This window comes from Methanobrevibacter ruminantium M1 (assembly GCF_000024185.1).
GTDB lineage: Archaea > Methanobacteriota > Methanobacteria > Methanobacteriales > Methanobacteriaceae > Methanobrevibacter > Methanobrevibacter ruminantium.
The window spans coordinates 2,891,154-2,908,926 of record NC_013790.1; the positions used below are offsets into that span (position 1 = coordinate 2,891,154).

A 17,773-nucleotide genomic window follows, 5' to 3' on the forward strand; every position below is an offset into this window, starting at 1 on the left:
ATTGCATAATGATTAAAAAACGTCCCCATTAAGATTTAATTATGGAGAATTGAAATGAAAACTAGAGTAAGCGTGATCATTCCCATTTATAATGTTTACGAATTCTTAGAGGAGTGCCTTGAATCCGTCGTTAATCAGACCATAAATGATATGGAACTGACTGACGGATATGAAAGGAATCTTCAAATAATACTGATAGATGACGGATCTACAGATTCCAGCCCTATAATCGCAAAAGAATATGCCCAAAACTACGAAAACATTGAATACCACCATGAAGTCAATCAAGGATTAGGCCATGCCAGAAACTACGGATGCGAATTTGCAGAAGGGGACTACATAATTTTCCTTGATTCAGATGATAAGCTTTCTCCAAATGCCTATGAATGGATGTATAAAACAGCCATAAGAAACGATAGCGATATGACCATTGGAGGATTCTGGAGATTTAATTCAAAAAAATACAAGATTTCAAACATTAATAAAATAGCTTTCAATGGAAACAAAGAGAAAACACACATCAGCGAAAGCCCAGAACTCTTTTATGATACAACCGCTTGGAACAAGCTAATCAAGCACAGCTTCTGGAAGAAACATAATTTCCAGTTTCCCGAAGGAATACTCTATGAGGACATACCTGTAACAATACCTATGCATTTTCTAGCAAACAACGTTTCAATAGTCTACGAAAACTGCTACTTATGGAGAATAAGGGAAGGAAAATCCAAATCGATTACACAAACAACCACCGAAATTAAAAATCTCGAAGACAGGCTTTATGTCATGGGGCTGGTGGACAAGTTTTTCGATGAGAATGTTGATGATGAAAGGCTCCGCCATGTAAAAACAATGAAATGGCTTAAAACCGACCTTCTTATTTTTATTAGAAAGCTAAGAAGCATGGATAAGGAACAGGGATATAAAATAATGTCACTAATCCGAGATTACATCCAAAATAACATAGATGCTGATGAATTCAAGTACTTGAATGAGTATGAAAGGTTAAAATATGAATATCTGATGGATGATGAAATTGACAAGATAGTTTCAATATTGAACTTCAAGGCTGAAAATATAAAGGAGACAAAGGTCTATCAAAAAAACGGACATATAATGTTCAATGCAGATAAGGAAGTGTTTAAGCAAAGCCCATTTTACATAGACCAATACATCAGGGAAAGATACAATAGAAAATACATTCAAGACATTGAGATTAGGGATGACGGATTTCTAATAAGAGGATTTATGCTTATTCCAGGACTGGATATCAAAAACTTTAAGGACAGAGAGCACAGATTCCATCTGACAAATGCCAATAGCCATAAAAAGATCAAGATAGATTCAGAAGATGTTGAAACTGGAAACATAAGCTCCTTCAACATAAGGTTTGGAAGAGGATTTTCATATGATGCTGCAGGATATAAGATCTTCATACCATTCTCTAAAATATGTGATGATGAGGACTTCTTTGGAGAGAATAGAATATCTGTAGACTTCAAGCTAAATGGCATCTATCAAAGCCCATTCCTATCTTATGAAAAAAAGGAACTCTGTCAAAATTTCTTTTTAGGATATGCGAAAAAGGACATTCGTCAAAAAACCAATATGAAAGCTGTAATCTATAAAAACACCTATTTCCTCATTAGATATACCTTGAAGGATGAAATCATTATTGAAGCACTCCCTTTAAAAAACTACTTTAAAGAGATTAGACTAGATGAAAATGTTTTAAAATTAGATAGCGACCATATCGGAAATTTATACATTTATTACGAAGCGGACTCAATAAATGAAGAAGAAAAAATAGCTTTTGAATATGACAACGAGGATAAAAGCTACCAGATAGATATTAGAAAGCTAAAGAAGAAGCCAGGTAAAATACTTTGTGATGGGGAAAATTCCATATACAAGTCAAAAGAACTTATATTATTAGATTCCAAATATGGACAATGTCTTATTAGTACCTTAAATGATTATTACTTGGACATTTATTATTTTGATAGCTTGACACAAGTTTTAGATATCAGACAAAATAGGGACAGAATTGATATTGATGCCAAATTATATTCCAATAGGTTTAATGAAACAAGAAGCACATATAAAGCAGATAGAATAAAAACAGCCAAACTATACTTTAAAGACGATTCAAGCAAAGAGAATTACATACTATCTGATGGAATGATAGATAGGCAAACCGGAGATATAAAATTCAGCATAGACTTTTCAAATAAGGAGATTACTAAAAACCTATATGAGAAGATTCATGATCTCTATGTGGAATATGCTTATGATGAAACTTCTACAGAAGAAGAAGCAATTGTAAATAAAGAAGTAGATGAAAGTGAATATGATTCAGTCTCAAAAGAAGAAAAAGAAAATAATAAAATAGAAAAAACCGAAAATGAACCAGTTCCAGTTGAAGGAAGAAACAATAAAATCAATGAAGAATCCCGATTTTCAACTGAACTCTATCTTTTCAAGGGTGATGATAAAACCATCTCTAAAAGCTACTATGAATATAAGGTCTATCATGATTTAAAAGGCTTCTTAAAACTAAAAGTCTTAAAAAGATGGCCAGTCTATGAAGACACCCCTGGAAAAAGGCTTAAACATTCACAAATATCCTATAAATTGTTTTCAAAACTGCCTATAAATAAAAAGCGCATAATGTTTGAGTCAATCTGGGGTGGAAAATACAGCTGCAATCCAAGATACCTTTATGAATACATAGACGAAAACTACCCTCACTATGAATGCATCTGGTCCTTTAAGGATGAGCATTACCCTATCAAAGGAAATGGAAAATGCGTAAGAAGATCTTCACTGAAATACCTCTATTACCTCGCAACTTCAAAATATCTAATCAATAATGTAAACTTTAAGAAGCATTTCATAAAAAGAAAAGGCCAGGTTGAAATACAGACCATGCATGGAACTCCATTAAAGACAATAGGACTGGACGCCCCAGGAGAGTTTCCAACCAAAAAGAGCCAAAAGGACTATATCAAAAAGAATAAGAATTGGGATTACCTCACTGTGCAAAGCGATTATGTTGCAGAGATAAGCAGAACATGTTTTAAATATGAAAAGGACTTCTTAAAATTTGGATATCCTCGAACAGACATATTATATACAAAAAACAATAAGGAAGACATTCAATCAATAAAAGAAAGGATGGGGCTTCCATCAGATAAGAAAGTAATCCTTTATGCCCCTACATGGCGCTTTAAAAACAATTTTGACTTGATGCTGGATTTGAAGTCCTTTAAGGAAAGCCTGAAGGATGAATACATATTGATTCTCAGATTGCATCACTTTTCAGCGGGAGGCTGGAAACAGCCTCTGGATGATGATTTCGTATATGACTTTTCAGGATATGGCTCAATCGAGGAGCTGTATCTGATTTCAGATATTCTAATAACCGATTACTCCTCTGTAATGTTTGATTATGCCATTTTAGACAGGCCAATAATACTGTTTGCATATGATTTGGAAGAATATGATGAAAAGCTTAGGGGATTCTATATGGATATTGAATCAAATAAGCCTGGACCTATTTTACATAGCTCAAAAGAGGTTGAGGAAGCCATTTTAAATATTGAAAAGACTGAAATGAAATATAAGGATTTAAGAAGAAGCTTCAAAGAAAGATTTAATCAGTATGAATGTGAAAACTCATCAGAGAAAATATTTAATAAAGTGATAGATAAAAAGAAGAATAAGAAATAATAAGAAGTTTTATTAAAATAAATAAAATGCAAAAATAAATAAAATGCAATATTGCAATAATTATTAAAAGATATGAATAAAGAGAATGTTAAAAACCTAAAAAAGAATTAAAAAGCGTTTAAAGGTGTTTATATGCAAGATCCTAAGATTTCTGTAATTATTCCAATATATAATACAGAAGACTATATCGAAGAGACATTACTGTCTGTAATTAATCAAACAATCTTTGATGAGATAGAGGTCATCATAGTTGACGATGAGTCAACAGACAATTCAAAATACATCATAGAGAAATATGCATTGGACTACAGCAATATTCAAGTTTTCCATCAAAAGAATGAAGGGCAGGGAATATCACGGAATTATGGCCTATCAAAATCCAAAGGAGAATATATCCACTTTTTAGACTCTGATGATTATCTGCCACCAACAGCATATGAAACACTATATAATATGGCCTTAAAGAATGAAAGCGATATTGTCATAGGAAATGTCTTAAGATTTGCATTATACAACGTATGGGAAGAGAGCCTTTATAAAAATGCATATAATGACTTTGATGAAGACATTGCCATCATGAGCTTAAACGAAAGGCCTTCCATATTATGGGATACCCTTGTAACAAATAAGTTATTCAATAGGGAATTCCTGATTAGGAAGAATATAAGATTCCCAAACAAAAAAATATCATTCCAAGACATTCCATTTTCACTGGAAAGTTATATCTTAGCTGATTCAATCTCATTTTCAAAGGAAATCTTCCACTATTGGAGATTGAGATCCAATCAAAGCTCCGTCACACAGCAGGACAAGAGCCTAAAGAACATTAAGGACCGCCTTGAAATCTTAAGAATTGTGCAAAATCTCTTGGAAAAGTACGAAGTTGAAGAGGAGATAAGGAATTATGAGTATTCAAAATGGCTGAATCATGACTTGAAATTCTTTTTGAAAAGGTTCAACTATTATCCTAAGGAATATCATGAAGAATTGTTTGAAGAGGTCTATGGGATAGTTAAAATAATACCAGATGCGCTGATAGACAGCTTGAATTCATATAAGAAGGTTCTTTTCACCATGATAAGAAATAAGGATTATGAGAATTTCCTCCTGTTTGCACCTTTGGAAAATGAGCTATACAAGAATCCTGAAATTCCATCGTTTTTAAATGATGAATATAAGTCCTATTTCGATTTTGAAAAAGCGATGGAAGAGGAGGAATTGAATATAGAATTGCTGGACTTTAAAAATGATAATGATAACTTATACATAGATTTTGATGGCTACCTTAATTACTTATCACCGAATGATAATTACAAGATTATAGCAAAGCTAGTTGATGAGAATGATTATGAAAATCCTCTTTTAGTAAATCATTTGGAAAATAAGCAAATAGCCATTCCATTTTATTTGCTGAAGGATAAGAAGCGTGCCCAAATTAAGGTCATTTATGAATTTGAAAGCTTCAAAAAAACTGCATATCTCAAAAACAGACATAGAAAATCCATTGAAAGAGAAAAGTTCTTTATAGATTTGGATTTAGGTAAAAATTCCTATTTATATTTAGATATACGTGAAAAAAACATAGAAAATTATATTGACATTATTGATATATCATTCAATTCCAAGGAATTTACAATAAAAGCCAAATCAAAAAAGTCGATTGATAAAATATCAATGGAAAATATAATTAGCTTCGAAAAAATAGCATATCCAATATACGATTTAAAATATGAAGAGAATGAAGATAATAATTTAAAAAATGAAGAGAATGGAGAATATACGTTTAAATTTAAAATACCTTATTATGATATTCTCAAATCAGCAGTTAAAAAATGGGAATTGAACTGTGATGAATACTTTAATTCAATAAAGCTATCCGAAACATTTGAATTTTTCACTGAAACCTATAAGATTAAATTTGTAAATACAAGAAATAAGATTTTGATCGAAAATGAAATATTTAATCCAATTAAAATGATTTATGCCTTAAATCACGAAAATACTGATCTTAAATTGAATATCAAGACATTGAAGGGTGAAAACAGTAGATTAAATAAAGAGATTAAAAAGACCAATGAAAAGAATGAGATCCTGAATGAAGAAAATAAAAAGCTTATTGATAAAAACAAGACCTTAAATAAGGAAAATAAAAAATTGAATAAGAAAATAGAGGAATATAAATCCAGGAAAGTGGTTAAAATAGTGGATAGTTTAAAGAATTAATAATCCATTATTAGGGCAGAACTAAATAAAACATCCGAATCCCTTACTTAATCAAAAGACTTTAAATAGTAAAATAAAATTATTTGGCAATAATCAATAAAAAAAATTAGTTAATAATCCAAAATAATAATTAATAAACTATTTAGCACCGATAATCCTATTTAAATATGGAACTCTATTTAATAGAGCCAATAGAGCCCAAGATGTTCCTAATGTGCAAACAAAGACTAAAAGCAAGGTTACTTTAAATGGAGCATGTTTTAAAAATATTATAATAAAGATATTCATAATAAATTCATGGCATAAATAAATCCCATAGCTATATTTTGCAATTGAGAAAGATGCTCTTCTAAAAAAACCATTTTCCTTATGGAAGATTTTAAGCTCTTTTTTATCAATGACCTTATAAAGGGTGAAAATTCCAACTACTTCAATCGCTAAAAGAATAGAATATCTATCAAAGACATACATTCCCTCTGGACTAGATAGGAAATATGAACATAGCATTATAACAATCATTCCAATCAATAAGAAAGCTAATGCATATGGAAGGCTATTGAATATTTTTCTATCCGTATGCCTTAAATAATATCCTAATACCACCATGCCTATTGGTCCTGTAAAGTAGGTCAAGGTAACAGGGAATCCGATCAATAAAGTATTGTCAAAAATGCAAGTAATTAGCCAAATAGCCAAGAAATATTCAACTTCCCTAATTGAACAATCCTTAATCCATCTATTGAAAATAGGCATGATTAAATAAGTGCCTAATATCATCCAAAAGAACCAATATTGTCCATACCACCAATTAAGACCTAAAAAAGAGCTTTTAATAAAATCCCATGAATAAATATTATATAAAGGAATGTGATATGCCGAAAAAAAGTTTTAATAAATCGGGATTGAAATAAACTGCAACTAACATTATGGAAATTAATAATGTGGCCCAGAACAGATACGGATAGGTAATTCTTGGAATTCTTTTGCCTAAAAAAGACTTGATGTCCCAATCACGCCCTAAGGACAAGGCTCCAGAGAGCATTAAAAATATATCAACACCGCATCTGCAGCAAGTCCCTAAAAAATCAGTTATAAACCAATTTAAAGAAGGAATTAATGAATATTCTGGAATTACAACCCAATTCACTCTATTGAATAAGTGCCATAATATTACAGTTATGATTGCTAATGCACGCAAATAATCTAAATACACAATTCGTTTTTTCTTAGGTTCTTTTTTATTTTCTACAATCGTCATGTTATCATTAAATAAAAAAAATATATCGACTATATAAACTTTTATAAAAATTTAATCCTTTAAAATTGCTTTATTTTTCATAATATAAATATATATCGATTAAACTTAAATCTAATTTGTATTAATCGAGTTAAGTCATTTAAACGTAAAGAAATATCAATAGTAAGATACTTGCATTTCATCATTTAAAGACATTTTTAAAACCAGCAAACTTTTAAAATAAATTTGAATCTAACCAAGATAATAAATAATAGAATCAATAAATATATTTATTGATAAACTGATAGTACTTAAAGCTAAAGCAACTACAAAAAATATTGACAAATATCCAATAGAACTCTAAGAGGGGAATTAGAGAATAATTAAAAAAAATAATTCTAAAACAAAATAATAAATAAAGGAGAATAATGATGATTCCTAAAGTTATGATAATTCTTGGAAGTGCATCTGATAAGGATATAGCAATGAAATCCATAAAGATTTTGGAAAAGCTTCAGATTCCATATAGCTTAAAAGTGGCATCTGCTCATAGAACCCACGATAAGGTTAAAAAGCTTGTTAAAGATGCAACAGATAAAGGCGTAGAAGTATTTATAGGAATAGCCGGACTTGCAGCACACTTGCCTGGCGCTATAGCTGCATATACCCACAGGCCAGTCATTGGAGTTCCTGTTGACGGAGCTGTGGGAGGTCTTGATGCATTGTATGCATGTGTCCAAATGCCGTTTCCTACAGCGGTTACAACTGTTGGAATAAACAGGGGAGACAATGCAGCAATCCTTGCCGGAGAAATCATTGCAAGCTATGACGAAAAGGTTGGTCAAAACATTTCCGATTTAAGGGTTGAATATCAGGAAAAGGTTGAAGCAGGTGAAAAGGAGCTTATCGAAAGCATTGAAGGGGAATACTTCCAAAAAGACTTCTTGGAAGAAGAAAAATACGAAAAGATAGAGTTTGAAGAGCTTGATGACACTCCAGATGTTATGATCCTTGCAGGAAGCTATTCAGATATGGAAATAGCTAAAAATGTAGCGATACTACTTGAAAGAATGCGAATAAATTATAAACTTGATTATATTTCTCCAATAAGACATGCTAAGGATTTTGAATCATATATGAGTAAAAGAAACAATGCTAAAATATTCATTGCAATAAGTGGCCTGTCTGCACTTGTAGCAGGAAGTGTTGTAGCACTTACTGAAAAGCCAGTGATTGGGGTTCCTTGTTCTAAGAAATTAAATGGCCAGGATGCATTGCTGACTATGGCAAACATGCCACCTGGAGTTCCTGTTGGAACCGTTGGAATTGATAATGGTAGGAATGCTGCAATAGTTGCTGGAGAAATCCTTGCAATATCCAATAAGGAGATAGAAGAGAACTTAAAATGGATAAAGTATAAGAATGCTGATTTATAATCTTAAAATCAGCAATAAAATTCTATAAAAAACTATGTATGCTTATTTATGAAAAAAAGATAGAAAAGAGCTAAAACTATACATGCTTATTAACAAATGACAGTAAAAAAAAGATTTGATAAACAATAATATTGACTGAAATACTAAAAAGAAGATTAGAGGGAATTAAATGGCAGAAGAATTAAACATTATTCAAATTGATGAAGAGCTAGATGCTGAATATGAAGCTGCAAAGGTGCTTCGCAAGTATCCAAAGGATACAGTCATGCTAAACAATATAAAAGGATACGACATTCCAGTTGTCTCCGGTATCTGCAATACAAGGGAAAAGATAGCACAGTCCCTTGGATGTCAGGTTGATGAAATATTATACAAGATAATTGATGGAATGAACAATCCAACTCCAATCACCAAATTCATAGACCTTAAGGATGAATACGACAGCAAAAGAGTGGATTTAGGAAAGATCCCAATACTCACCCACTATAAACGTGACGGAGGGGCATACATTACTGCAGGGGTTGTCTTTGCAAAGGACCCTGAAACAGGGATTCAAAACGCTTCAATCCATAGGATGCTTGTTCTGGAAAAGAACAAATTAGCTATTAGAATCGTCCCAAGAAACCTTTACACCTATTTCCAAAAGGCAAAGGATATGGGAAAAGACCTAGATATCTCCATTGCAATTGGAATGGAGCCTTCCATACTTCTTGCATGTACAACTTCAATTCCAATCGATGCAGATGAAATGGAAGTTGCAAACAGGTTCAAGAATGGAGAATTGGAACTTGTAAACTGTAAAAACGGAATAAAGGTTCCAGAAGCAGACATTATCTTTGAAGGTAAGATATTGATTGATGAGACCGCTCCTGAAGGACCATTTGTAGACTTGACTGACACTTATGACTATGTTAGAGAAGAGCCTGTAATCAAATTAAGCAAGATGTATCTTAAAAAGGAAAATCCAATGTATCATGCAATTCTTCCTGCCGGATTCGAGCACAAGCTTCTTCAAGGAATGCCGCAAGAGCCTAGAATATTCAATGCAGTCAAGAACACAGTTCCTACCGTGCAGAATGTAGTGCTTACCGAAGGAGGCTGCTGCTGGTTGCATGCTGCTGTAAGCATCAAGAAGCAAACCGAAGGAGATGGAAAGAACATTATAATGGCTGCACTCGCTGCACATCCATCATTAAAGCATGTTGTTGTAGTTGATGAGGATGTAAATATATTTGACCCACAGGATATTGAATATGCAATAGCTACACGTGTAAAAGGTGATGATGATATAATTATTGTACCTAAGGCAAGAGGTTCTTCCTTAGATCCAAAGGCTTCAGAAATAGATGGAACCACTACAAAAGTAGGTGTAGATGCCACTAAATCAATTTTAGAACCACATAAGTTCGAAAGAGTAAGCTTTAGTGAGTAAAAAAAAAGGAAAGTCTTGGGAGAAAGCCAAAACAATTCAAGGATTTAAAGATTAAAAAAATAGGTGAAAGAATGGATAAGGTAGGAATTATAGGAGCAGGTAGTCTAGGTACAGCTTTAGCTCAAACAGTGGCTAATAATGTAGATACAGTTTATCTGCACTTAAGAAGAGAAGAATTAGCTAAAACAATAAATTCAACTGGATATAACAGCGAATACTATCCAAACACTAAATTAAAAAACAATATCATAGCCACTACTGACATGAACGACTTGATTGATTGTAAGATAATATTTTTATCAATTCCTTCATCTGCATTCAGATCAACCCTTGAAAACCTAAAAGAGGTCATTTCAGAAGATACAATACTTGTGACAACAGCAAAAGGTATTGAATATCCCTCATTGAAATCAATGGGTCGCTTGATAGAAGAATACTTTGATGAAAACTTCGTAGCCTTGTCAGGCCCTAATTTTGCATCTGAAATTGTCTTGAACCTTGCAACCGTATCAAACATTGCTTCAAGAAGCAGTGAAAATGCCATAAAGGTCAAGAAAGTCCTATCCACACCAGAATTCAAGGTAAAAATCATTGATGATGTTGTAGGCCTTGAGATATGTGGAGTCATCAAGAATATCAATGCAATAGCAAACGGTATCTGTGAAGGAATGAACATAAATGAAAACGCAAGATATGCCGTCTTGACAAAGGGCTTTGAAGATACTGGTAGGATTATAGAAGCATTTGGTGGAAAAATATCCACAGCAAGCGAATACTGTGGATTCGGAGACCTTGTGCTAACCTCAACTTCAAGTGAAAGCAGAAACCACACCCTTGGAATGCTCTATGGCCAAAGAATCATCGTAGATGAAAAGGCAAGCGGTATAGTATTTGAGGGTAAAAACTCAATCATGGCCATAAAGGACATCTGTAATAATACCAATACTAACAGTGTGGTTGTAAACTTTGTATATGATGTAATTGTTAAACAGATTCCGCCTAAAATAGCTTTTAAAGACCTATGGAACAATATTGAGGAGTGATTTGAAATTATTAGTTTAATTTTAATCAATCAAAATAAATATTAAAAACAATATTTATTAATTAAGGCCCATAACATCCATTCTTTGTTATGGTTCCATAAGTTGCATCTGAGCTTTTTAAAAATCCACATAGATATGCGGTAGCTGTTCCTTGATAATTTCTTATGCTTCCTCCATATCTAGTTGCAGTATTATTATTGAATGAAGAGTTTGAAATTTTAAGCACACAAGTTCCATTTAAATAAATTGCACCGCCATCTTGAGAAGCAGAATTATTACTAAATGAAGTATTTAATATATTTACATTAGATGCACCGCTTATATCATTTTTAATTATCCAAATAGCTCCTCCATTGTATGTTGAAGATGTTCCTGTTTTATTTTTATTGAAACTACAGTTATTTATATCTATATTTGCACCATCTATTGTTATTGCTCCTCCACTTGTTGTTGCAGAATTTTTTTCAAATGAACAATTATTGAAACAACCTTTTGACCATTCATCACAATATATTACTGCACCATGTGCTGTTGAAGAGTTATCTGAAAAGGAGCAATTTTCTAAGTAAGTATAATTGTTTGTATTTTCCACTCCATTATTTTCGCCATTTATACACAATGAACCTCCAGACTGTGCACTGTTATTTTCAAAGCTACAATTTTTACAATACATAATATTATTATTGAAGATAGCTCCACCAAATTTTGCATAATTGTTATTGAATATACAATTGTTAAAATGTGCTTGAGATGTTTTTGCTATATATACACTACCATAATAACCATTTGTGGAGTTTAAGAATGAACAGTTATTAAAATAAGCAATAGAATTTGTAATACTAACCCTTCCATAGTTCCAAGTATTTTGGTGACCATTAATAAAATTTAAATCATAAATTTTAACGGTATTGTTATTTGCATTAATTTCCATTAAACTTGAAGTATTATTTCCATCAATGACACACCCATTTCCAAAAATGGTTATGTTTTTATTTACTAATACACCTTTCTGTAAAAAATTACTGTCTAAATTGCTATTATACTTGTAATATCCTTCTAAGATTAATATTCCGCCATTTGCAGTATTGTTTATTTCAGTTTGTAAATCTGTAAAAGATTTTATAGTAAGCAAAATTGAATCTTCACTCATCATATCACCTCATTTTTGATAATTAGAATTATATTATTAAGGAGGTCAGAAATATATTTTGTATCAAACCATGCTTATATTAATTATTTTCTTTGTTTGATTTATATTTTCATCTTTCCTTATATAATAATTATGTTTTTTATTTTATTTAAAAAAAATAATGCCATTCTAATCGTTAAATTTATTAATAAACTTCTACATATATTATTTTGTACCATATATTATTGTAAAAAATGATTCACAAGTTTAAATAGGAAAAGACGTCCCTAATTATAATTTTGATATATAGATATTTAAATAATTTGTTATATAATTTATAAAAAATAATGACTAGAAATTGTCTAAAATATGAATAAATTTAATATTTTAACAATTTTATTTAGCACCTATAATATAAAGAATATTTTTAAATCATCAAAGTTTTAGAATTTTATTTGGAACTTTGTAAAAGTTCGGATATTGTTTATGCTGTAAATCAAAAGAAATTATTGCAAGATGAAGATTAAATTCATTTCCTTTGGAAATAGATAGAATAGAATTAAAATAATCTTAGAAATGATATATTTAGTTATTTGAGGTTTATTGTTGATTCACTCGAACATGGTTAAATATAATCCATAAGAAAAAAACTGTATTGCAGATTTTGTTTATGATGAATTATTAAACAGTCCTCAAAAACAGCTTTTAAAAATTTATAGAAAAATTTTGACGAGTAATTATTTTAAATAAACCAAAAATTATAATTTAAATATTGAAAAATTTAAAAATGTGATAAAATGATCGGTGTAATATTAGCAGCAGGAATGGGCACAAGACTTATGCCCCTTACTAAAGACATCCCAAAGGCATTGCTTAAAATCAATGAAACTACCTTGCTTGAACGTATGATTAAAAACTGCATAAATGCAGACATAAGCAAGTTTATAGTGGTCGTTGGCTATAACAAGGATAAGGTAATCGACTTATGCCCCGAAATAGCTGAAAAATATGATATAGAAATCAAGACCATTGAAAACGAAAAATACGATGTTACAAATACCTCTGTATCAACCTATCTTGCAAGCAAATTCATTGAAGAAAACGACCTTGACGACTTTATTCTAGTAAACGGAGACAATGTAGTAGACCCTGAAATCATTACAAGGCTCGCAGTTTCACAAAATACAGGCATGATAATAGATAACTTCAAGGAGCTTAACGAGGAATCATTCAAGCTTATCATTGATGATGAATCCTTTAATGAAGACAAGACAATAGCTAACGGCAAAATAAACTCCATAGGAAAAGGATTAGACATTCCATCCTCTACAGGAGAGTTCATTGGAGTTTCTAAAGTCGTATCAGATGACGTAGCCCAATTCAATAGGATTTTAGAAAAATTAATTGAAGAGGACCCTCAAAACTATTATGACTTTGCTTATAAGGACTTAAGTCTTATCAAGACCATTGACTTTGTATTGACAAACGGATTAAAAATGGACCGAAATAGATGACCATACCGATTGGGAAAATGCTCAATTGCTTGTTAAAGAACTAGAAGGGTAAATTTAAAGCCCATAATAATATCTTTTAAATAATTAGGATAGTTATTTATTTCTAAAATCATAAAATTTAAAGAAAAAATATAGTTGAACTAAAAAATGAAAAAAAGCGGGATAATATGGCAGAAGAGAAAAGAAGCTTTAAAAAACTAATCAAAGACATATTATACATCTCAGCAAAGCGCAGCGCTAGAGCACTATATTATATTGGCTCATACATTATCCCTGCAAATGAAAAAATAATTCTATTTGAATCAAGCAATGGGCGAAACTACACAGGAAATCCAAAATATATCTATGAAGAAATCGTCAGCCAAGGCCTTGACAAGGAGTACAAATGCGTCTGGTCCTTCATGCATCCGGATAAGAAAATCCCAGGAAATGCCATACAGGCTAAAAGATCCTTTTTTAAATTCCTATATTACACATTGCGTAGCGGAACATGGATATTTGACTCCAGACATTTATATTACTTAAAGAAGAACAAGAAAACCAAATACATCCAAACATGGCATGGAACTCCCCTTAAAAAGCTTGCATTAGACATGGATTACATTGACATGAGTGGAAATCAGGATATTGAAGCATACCACGAGGAGTTTAGAAAAAACACATCCGCTTGGCAATATCTCATATCACAAAACGAATACTCATCAAATATATTCAGAAGGGCTTTTGACTTTAAAGGAGAGATGCTTGAGATAGGATATCCTAGAAATGACATTCTTGTAAACAAAGACAACGAAAAAGACATTGATGAGATAAAAACCAGGCTTAATATTCCAAAGGACAAGAAAATCATTCTATATGCTCCAACTTGGAGAGACAATCAGTTCTATACCAAAGGCCAATATAAGTTTGCAACAGAAATGGACTTCGATAGGCTATATGAAGAATTTTCCGATGATTATGCCTTAATTATAAAATTCCATTATTTGGTCAAGGAGAATATGGATTGGTCCAAGTACAATGATTTCATTATAGAATGCGATGCAGATTGGGACATTCAAGAGCTTTATCTAATTTCAGACATGATGATAACTGATTATTCCTCTGTAATGTTTGATTATTCCATATTAAAAAGACCTATGATCTTCTTTGCATATGATCTAGATGATTATAAAAACAATCTTAGGGACTTTTATTTTGACATGGTGGAAGATGTTCCAGGCCCTATATGCCAAACTAATGAAGAATTGGTTGATTTTATTAAAAATTACAGCGAAAATGCTTATAAAAACACGTTTGGAGAAAAATACGAAAAGTGGAATGATAAGTTCAATCAATTTGATGATGGAAAGGCGTCTCAAAAGATTATAAATCTGATAAAAGAAAGATAATTAAAAAAGCTCTAAAAAAGAGTAAAGTGTTGATAAAGAAAGGATAAGAATTTATCTAAAAGAACTAATCAAAGACAAAATTCAATTCATGTCCACAATTAACACAACATCCATCCTTTATTCTATTTTTATCCCTATTGCAATACCTATTTCTCTCTATCAATAGCTCACCACACTCCGGGCAATAAGTATTGTTATCAGCAGGCATATTTCCTAAATATACATACTCCAATCCTTCAGAGATAGCTATTTCTCTTGCCCTAATAAGATAATCAATATCAGTTGGAGCCTTATCAGTCATTTTATACATCGGAAAGAACCTTGAAAAGTGAAGAGGAACTTCAGGACCTAACTCATCTAAAACAAATCTGCTAATTGCTCTAATATGCTCCTTCTCCGTATTCAAATCATTAATTAGAAGAGTAGTTATCTCCAAATGATTATTGTACTTTTTCTTAGACTCATAAATAGTCCTTAGATTGTCAAGGACAATGTCTAGTCTGCCACCGCAAATCTTTCTATAGAGCTCATCGTCAAAAAACTTCAAGTCTATGTTGAATCCGTCAATAAAACTTACTGTTTCTTTCAAGACTTCTTCACCCATATAACCATTGCTGATGAAGACATTCTTAAGGCCTTGACTATGTGCAAGTCTAGAAGTTTCCTCAGCAAATTCAAAGTATAGTGTAGGTTCATTATAGGTCCAAGATATTGATAGGCAATCATTGTCAAGTGCATTTTTAACAATCCTTTCTGGCAGTATCTTAATTGAGTTGTTTTCATTATAAGAATTCATTGAAAGCATATAGTTCTGACAGTTCAAACATGAGAAATTACAGCCAAAACCGCCTATGGAGTAAGTGGATGAGCCTGGAAGGAAGTGGTATAGAGGCTTCTTTTCAATTGGATCTATATGGTATGAGGCAATTCTTTGGTAGTTAAGTGCAAATAGTTTGCCATCTATGTTTTTTTGACTTTTACAGAACCCTGTATTATTATTTTTTATTTTACATTCTCTAGCACATAGATTGCATTGTACTGACTTATTTGAGTTAGAGATATGGTCGGTGGAATTGTTCTCTTCATATAGTTTGATGTAAAAGCTAGATTCCTTCATGTTAATACCTGTTTTTTAATAATTTAATTCAGTTAATTTAGACTTCACAACAATATATAAAACCTAAAGTCTGATAATATACACTTCATAAGAGCAAATATTTAAAACCTAAAGTCAGATAATTTAGAGTTTTTTAAAATTGATACAATATTCATACTTATTTAAGATGCTCGTATCCTTTTGAACTTATATTTTTTATATCTCCATTAGAGAGTACTATTTCAACTGTATTATTGTTTGTAATTTCACCGATTACATAAAAATTCATATCATTTTCTAATTGGCTCTTTAGTTCTTTATTGATTGTAAATAGGAGTTCAAAGTCTTCCCCTATATGTAAAAATAAATCAAGGTAATCAATACCTAAAACATCTGCTATTTGCTTAAATTCATCGTCCACTGGAAGCTTGTCTTCATAAATTCTTATGCCTTTTGAATAATTGCTATCATCATATTCATCAATCACATCTTGATTATTTGTGTTATTCTGATTATTCTGCTGATTATTCAGATCATTCGAATCATTCGAATCATTCGGATTATGGGATTCAGTATCTTTATTGAATAGATAATACTTTTTATCGGCATTTAAAATCTCATAGAATTCACTTGCAAGGCCGTCTGTAATGTCTGTTGCAGATATTCTGTTTTCTTGACTATTATGGCTTGCTAAAATACGGCCTTCTTCATATTTGGCTTCTGGCTTTAATGCCTTAAAAAGAGCCAAATCCTTAACTGTTGGGTCAATTTTATTAATTTGGAAAATTATATCATTGTATTTGTCAATATTCTCTTCCTTGATTTTTAAAAGCTCAAAGCCTAAAGCGGCATAGCCAAGATGGTCACTTATCGAGACCAAGTCTCCTTCCTTAAATCCGTGCTTCATAAGGGCCTTGCCTTTTTCTACCTGTCCGATTGCTGTTCCAGATAAGATTATCTCACTCGCTTCATTTGTATCTCCGCCGACAAGCGGAATATTATAATTGTCGCATGCACGAATAATGCCGCAAATGAGATCGTCAAAATTGTCAAGTGATGTGTCTTTAGGGATAGCTATGTTTAAAAGGAATCCTATATTTTTAGCCCCCATGCTTGCCAAGTCGCTTACATTGACTATGACTGACTTATATCCCATCTGGTAATAAGTCATTTCTCTTGGAAAATGGCTTGATTGGATAAGCATATCAGATGATGCCACTAAATAGTGATTAGTATTTAGATTTTGGTTTAAGAGTGCAGAATCGTCTCCAATTGATGTTTTAAAATTAGAACTCGGGTAATTAGAATTGAAATCATCTAAATCAAATGGATTTTTTAGGGAACATAATTTTGATTTTTCTATGATTCTTTCTATTAGTTGTTTTTCACCAATATCAGAGACTTTAAGAGTGCTTTTCATAAAAGAATATTTGATTTTTTTAATATAAAAATATGTTTTTATCAAATAAGAAAAAATAAAGAAAAAAATAATAAGCTCCTACTTTAAATAAGTGCAATAAAAAAAAAGAGAAAAAGTAAATATAAT

12 protein-coding genes are annotated in these 17,773 nt (G+C 31.5%); 7 read left to right on the forward strand and 5 right to left on the reverse strand.

Annotation, left to right across the window (positions count from 1 at the left end):
• The first annotated feature begins 54 nt into the window (after nt 1–54).
• Nucleotides 55–3,729 carry a bifunctional glycosyltransferase/CDP-glycerol:glycerophosphate glycerophosphotransferase gene (locus MRU_RS11270; RefSeq protein ID WP_012956980.1) on the forward strand — a complete coding sequence of 1,225 codons (3,675 nt, stop codon included), beginning with the start codon at nt 55–57 and terminating at the stop codon, nt 3,727–3,729.
• A gap of 132 nt (nt 3,730–3,861) precedes the next feature.
• Entirely contained in the window at nt 3,862–5,952 is a 2,091-nt protein-coding gene (locus MRU_RS10965; RefSeq protein WP_012956981.1) for a glycosyltransferase family 2 protein, read from the forward strand.
• Nucleotides 5,953–6,090: 138 nt separating this feature from the next.
• On the opposite strand, the gene MRU_RS12220 is transcribed toward MRU_RS10965, so the two are convergent.
• The gene (locus MRU_RS12220) at nt 6,091–6,819 is read right to left on the reverse strand and encodes an acyltransferase family protein (protein ID WP_083777660.1); all 729 of its coding nucleotides are present in this window, start codon (nt 6,817–6,819) and stop codon (nt 6,091–6,093) included.
• Nucleotides 6,806–7,210, reverse strand: coding sequence for an acyltransferase family protein (locus tag MRU_RS12225; RefSeq protein ID WP_083777661.1), 405 nt, complete (start codon nt 7,208–7,210; stop codon nt 6,806–6,808). The genes MRU_RS12220 and MRU_RS12225 overlap by 14 nt, the downstream gene beginning before the upstream one ends.
• 410 nt (nt 7,211–7,620) lie before the next feature.
• On the opposite strand from MRU_RS12225, the gene purE reads away from it, so the two are divergent.
• The 3 genes from purE (at nt 7,621) to MRU_RS10990 (ending at nt 11,100) form a co-directional block, all read left to right on the forward strand.
• Nucleotides 7,621–8,625, forward strand: coding sequence for a 5-(carboxyamino)imidazole ribonucleotide mutase (purE, locus tag MRU_RS10980; protein ID WP_048812545.1), 1,005 nt, complete (start codon nt 7,621–7,623; stop codon nt 8,623–8,625).
• Nucleotides 8,626–8,794: 169 nt separating this feature from the next.
• The gene (locus MRU_RS10985) at nt 8,795–10,057 is read left to right on the forward strand and encodes a UbiD family decarboxylase (protein ID WP_012956985.1); all 1,263 of its coding nucleotides are present in this window, start codon (nt 8,795–8,797) and stop codon (nt 10,055–10,057) included.
• Between the two features lie 71 nt (nt 10,058–10,128).
• Nucleotides 10,129–11,100, forward strand: coding sequence for an NAD(P)H-dependent glycerol-3-phosphate dehydrogenase (locus tag MRU_RS10990; RefSeq protein ID WP_012956986.1), 972 nt, complete (start codon nt 10,129–10,131; stop codon nt 11,098–11,100).
• 61 nt (nt 11,101–11,161) lie between these two features.
• Here MRU_RS10990 and MRU_RS10995 read toward each other — a convergent pair whose 3' ends face one another.
• On the reverse strand, nt 11,162–12,250 hold the full coding sequence (locus MRU_RS10995) for a hypothetical protein (RefSeq protein ID WP_048812546.1): 1,089 nt from the start codon (nt 12,248–12,250) through the stop codon (nt 11,162–11,164).
• 776 nt (nt 12,251–13,026) lie between these two features.
• Here MRU_RS10995 and MRU_RS11000 point away from each other — a divergent pair.
• Both MRU_RS11000 and MRU_RS11005 read left to right on the forward strand, forming a co-directional pair.
• The gene (locus MRU_RS11000; RefSeq protein ID WP_012956988.1) at nt 13,027–13,743 is read left to right on the forward strand and encodes a phosphocholine cytidylyltransferase family protein; all 717 of its coding nucleotides are present in this window, start codon (nt 13,027–13,029) and stop codon (nt 13,741–13,743) included.
• Nucleotides 13,744–13,910: 167 nt separating this feature from the next.
• Nucleotides 13,911–15,131 carry a CDP-glycerol glycerophosphotransferase family protein gene (locus MRU_RS11005; protein WP_012956989.1) on the forward strand — a complete coding sequence of 407 codons (1,221 nt, stop codon included), beginning with the start codon at nt 13,911–13,913 and terminating at the stop codon, nt 15,129–15,131.
• A gap of 64 nt (nt 15,132–15,195) precedes the next feature.
• On the opposite strand, the gene amrS is transcribed toward MRU_RS11005, so the two are convergent.
• Both amrS and thiL read right to left on the reverse strand, forming a co-directional pair.
• A complete protein-coding gene (amrS, locus tag MRU_RS11010) occupies nt 15,196–16,248 on the reverse strand; it encodes an AmmeMemoRadiSam system radical SAM enzyme (protein WP_012956990.1) in 1,053 nt (350 codons plus the stop codon).
• A 157-nt stretch (nt 16,249–16,405) separates the two neighbouring features.
• Nucleotides 16,406–17,647 (reverse strand): thiamine-phosphate kinase, encoded by a 1,242-nt coding sequence (gene thiL, locus MRU_RS11015; RefSeq protein WP_012956991.1) that lies wholly within the window; start codon nt 17,645–17,647, stop codon nt 16,406–16,408.
• Nucleotides 17,648–17,773: the final 126 nt, after the last annotated feature.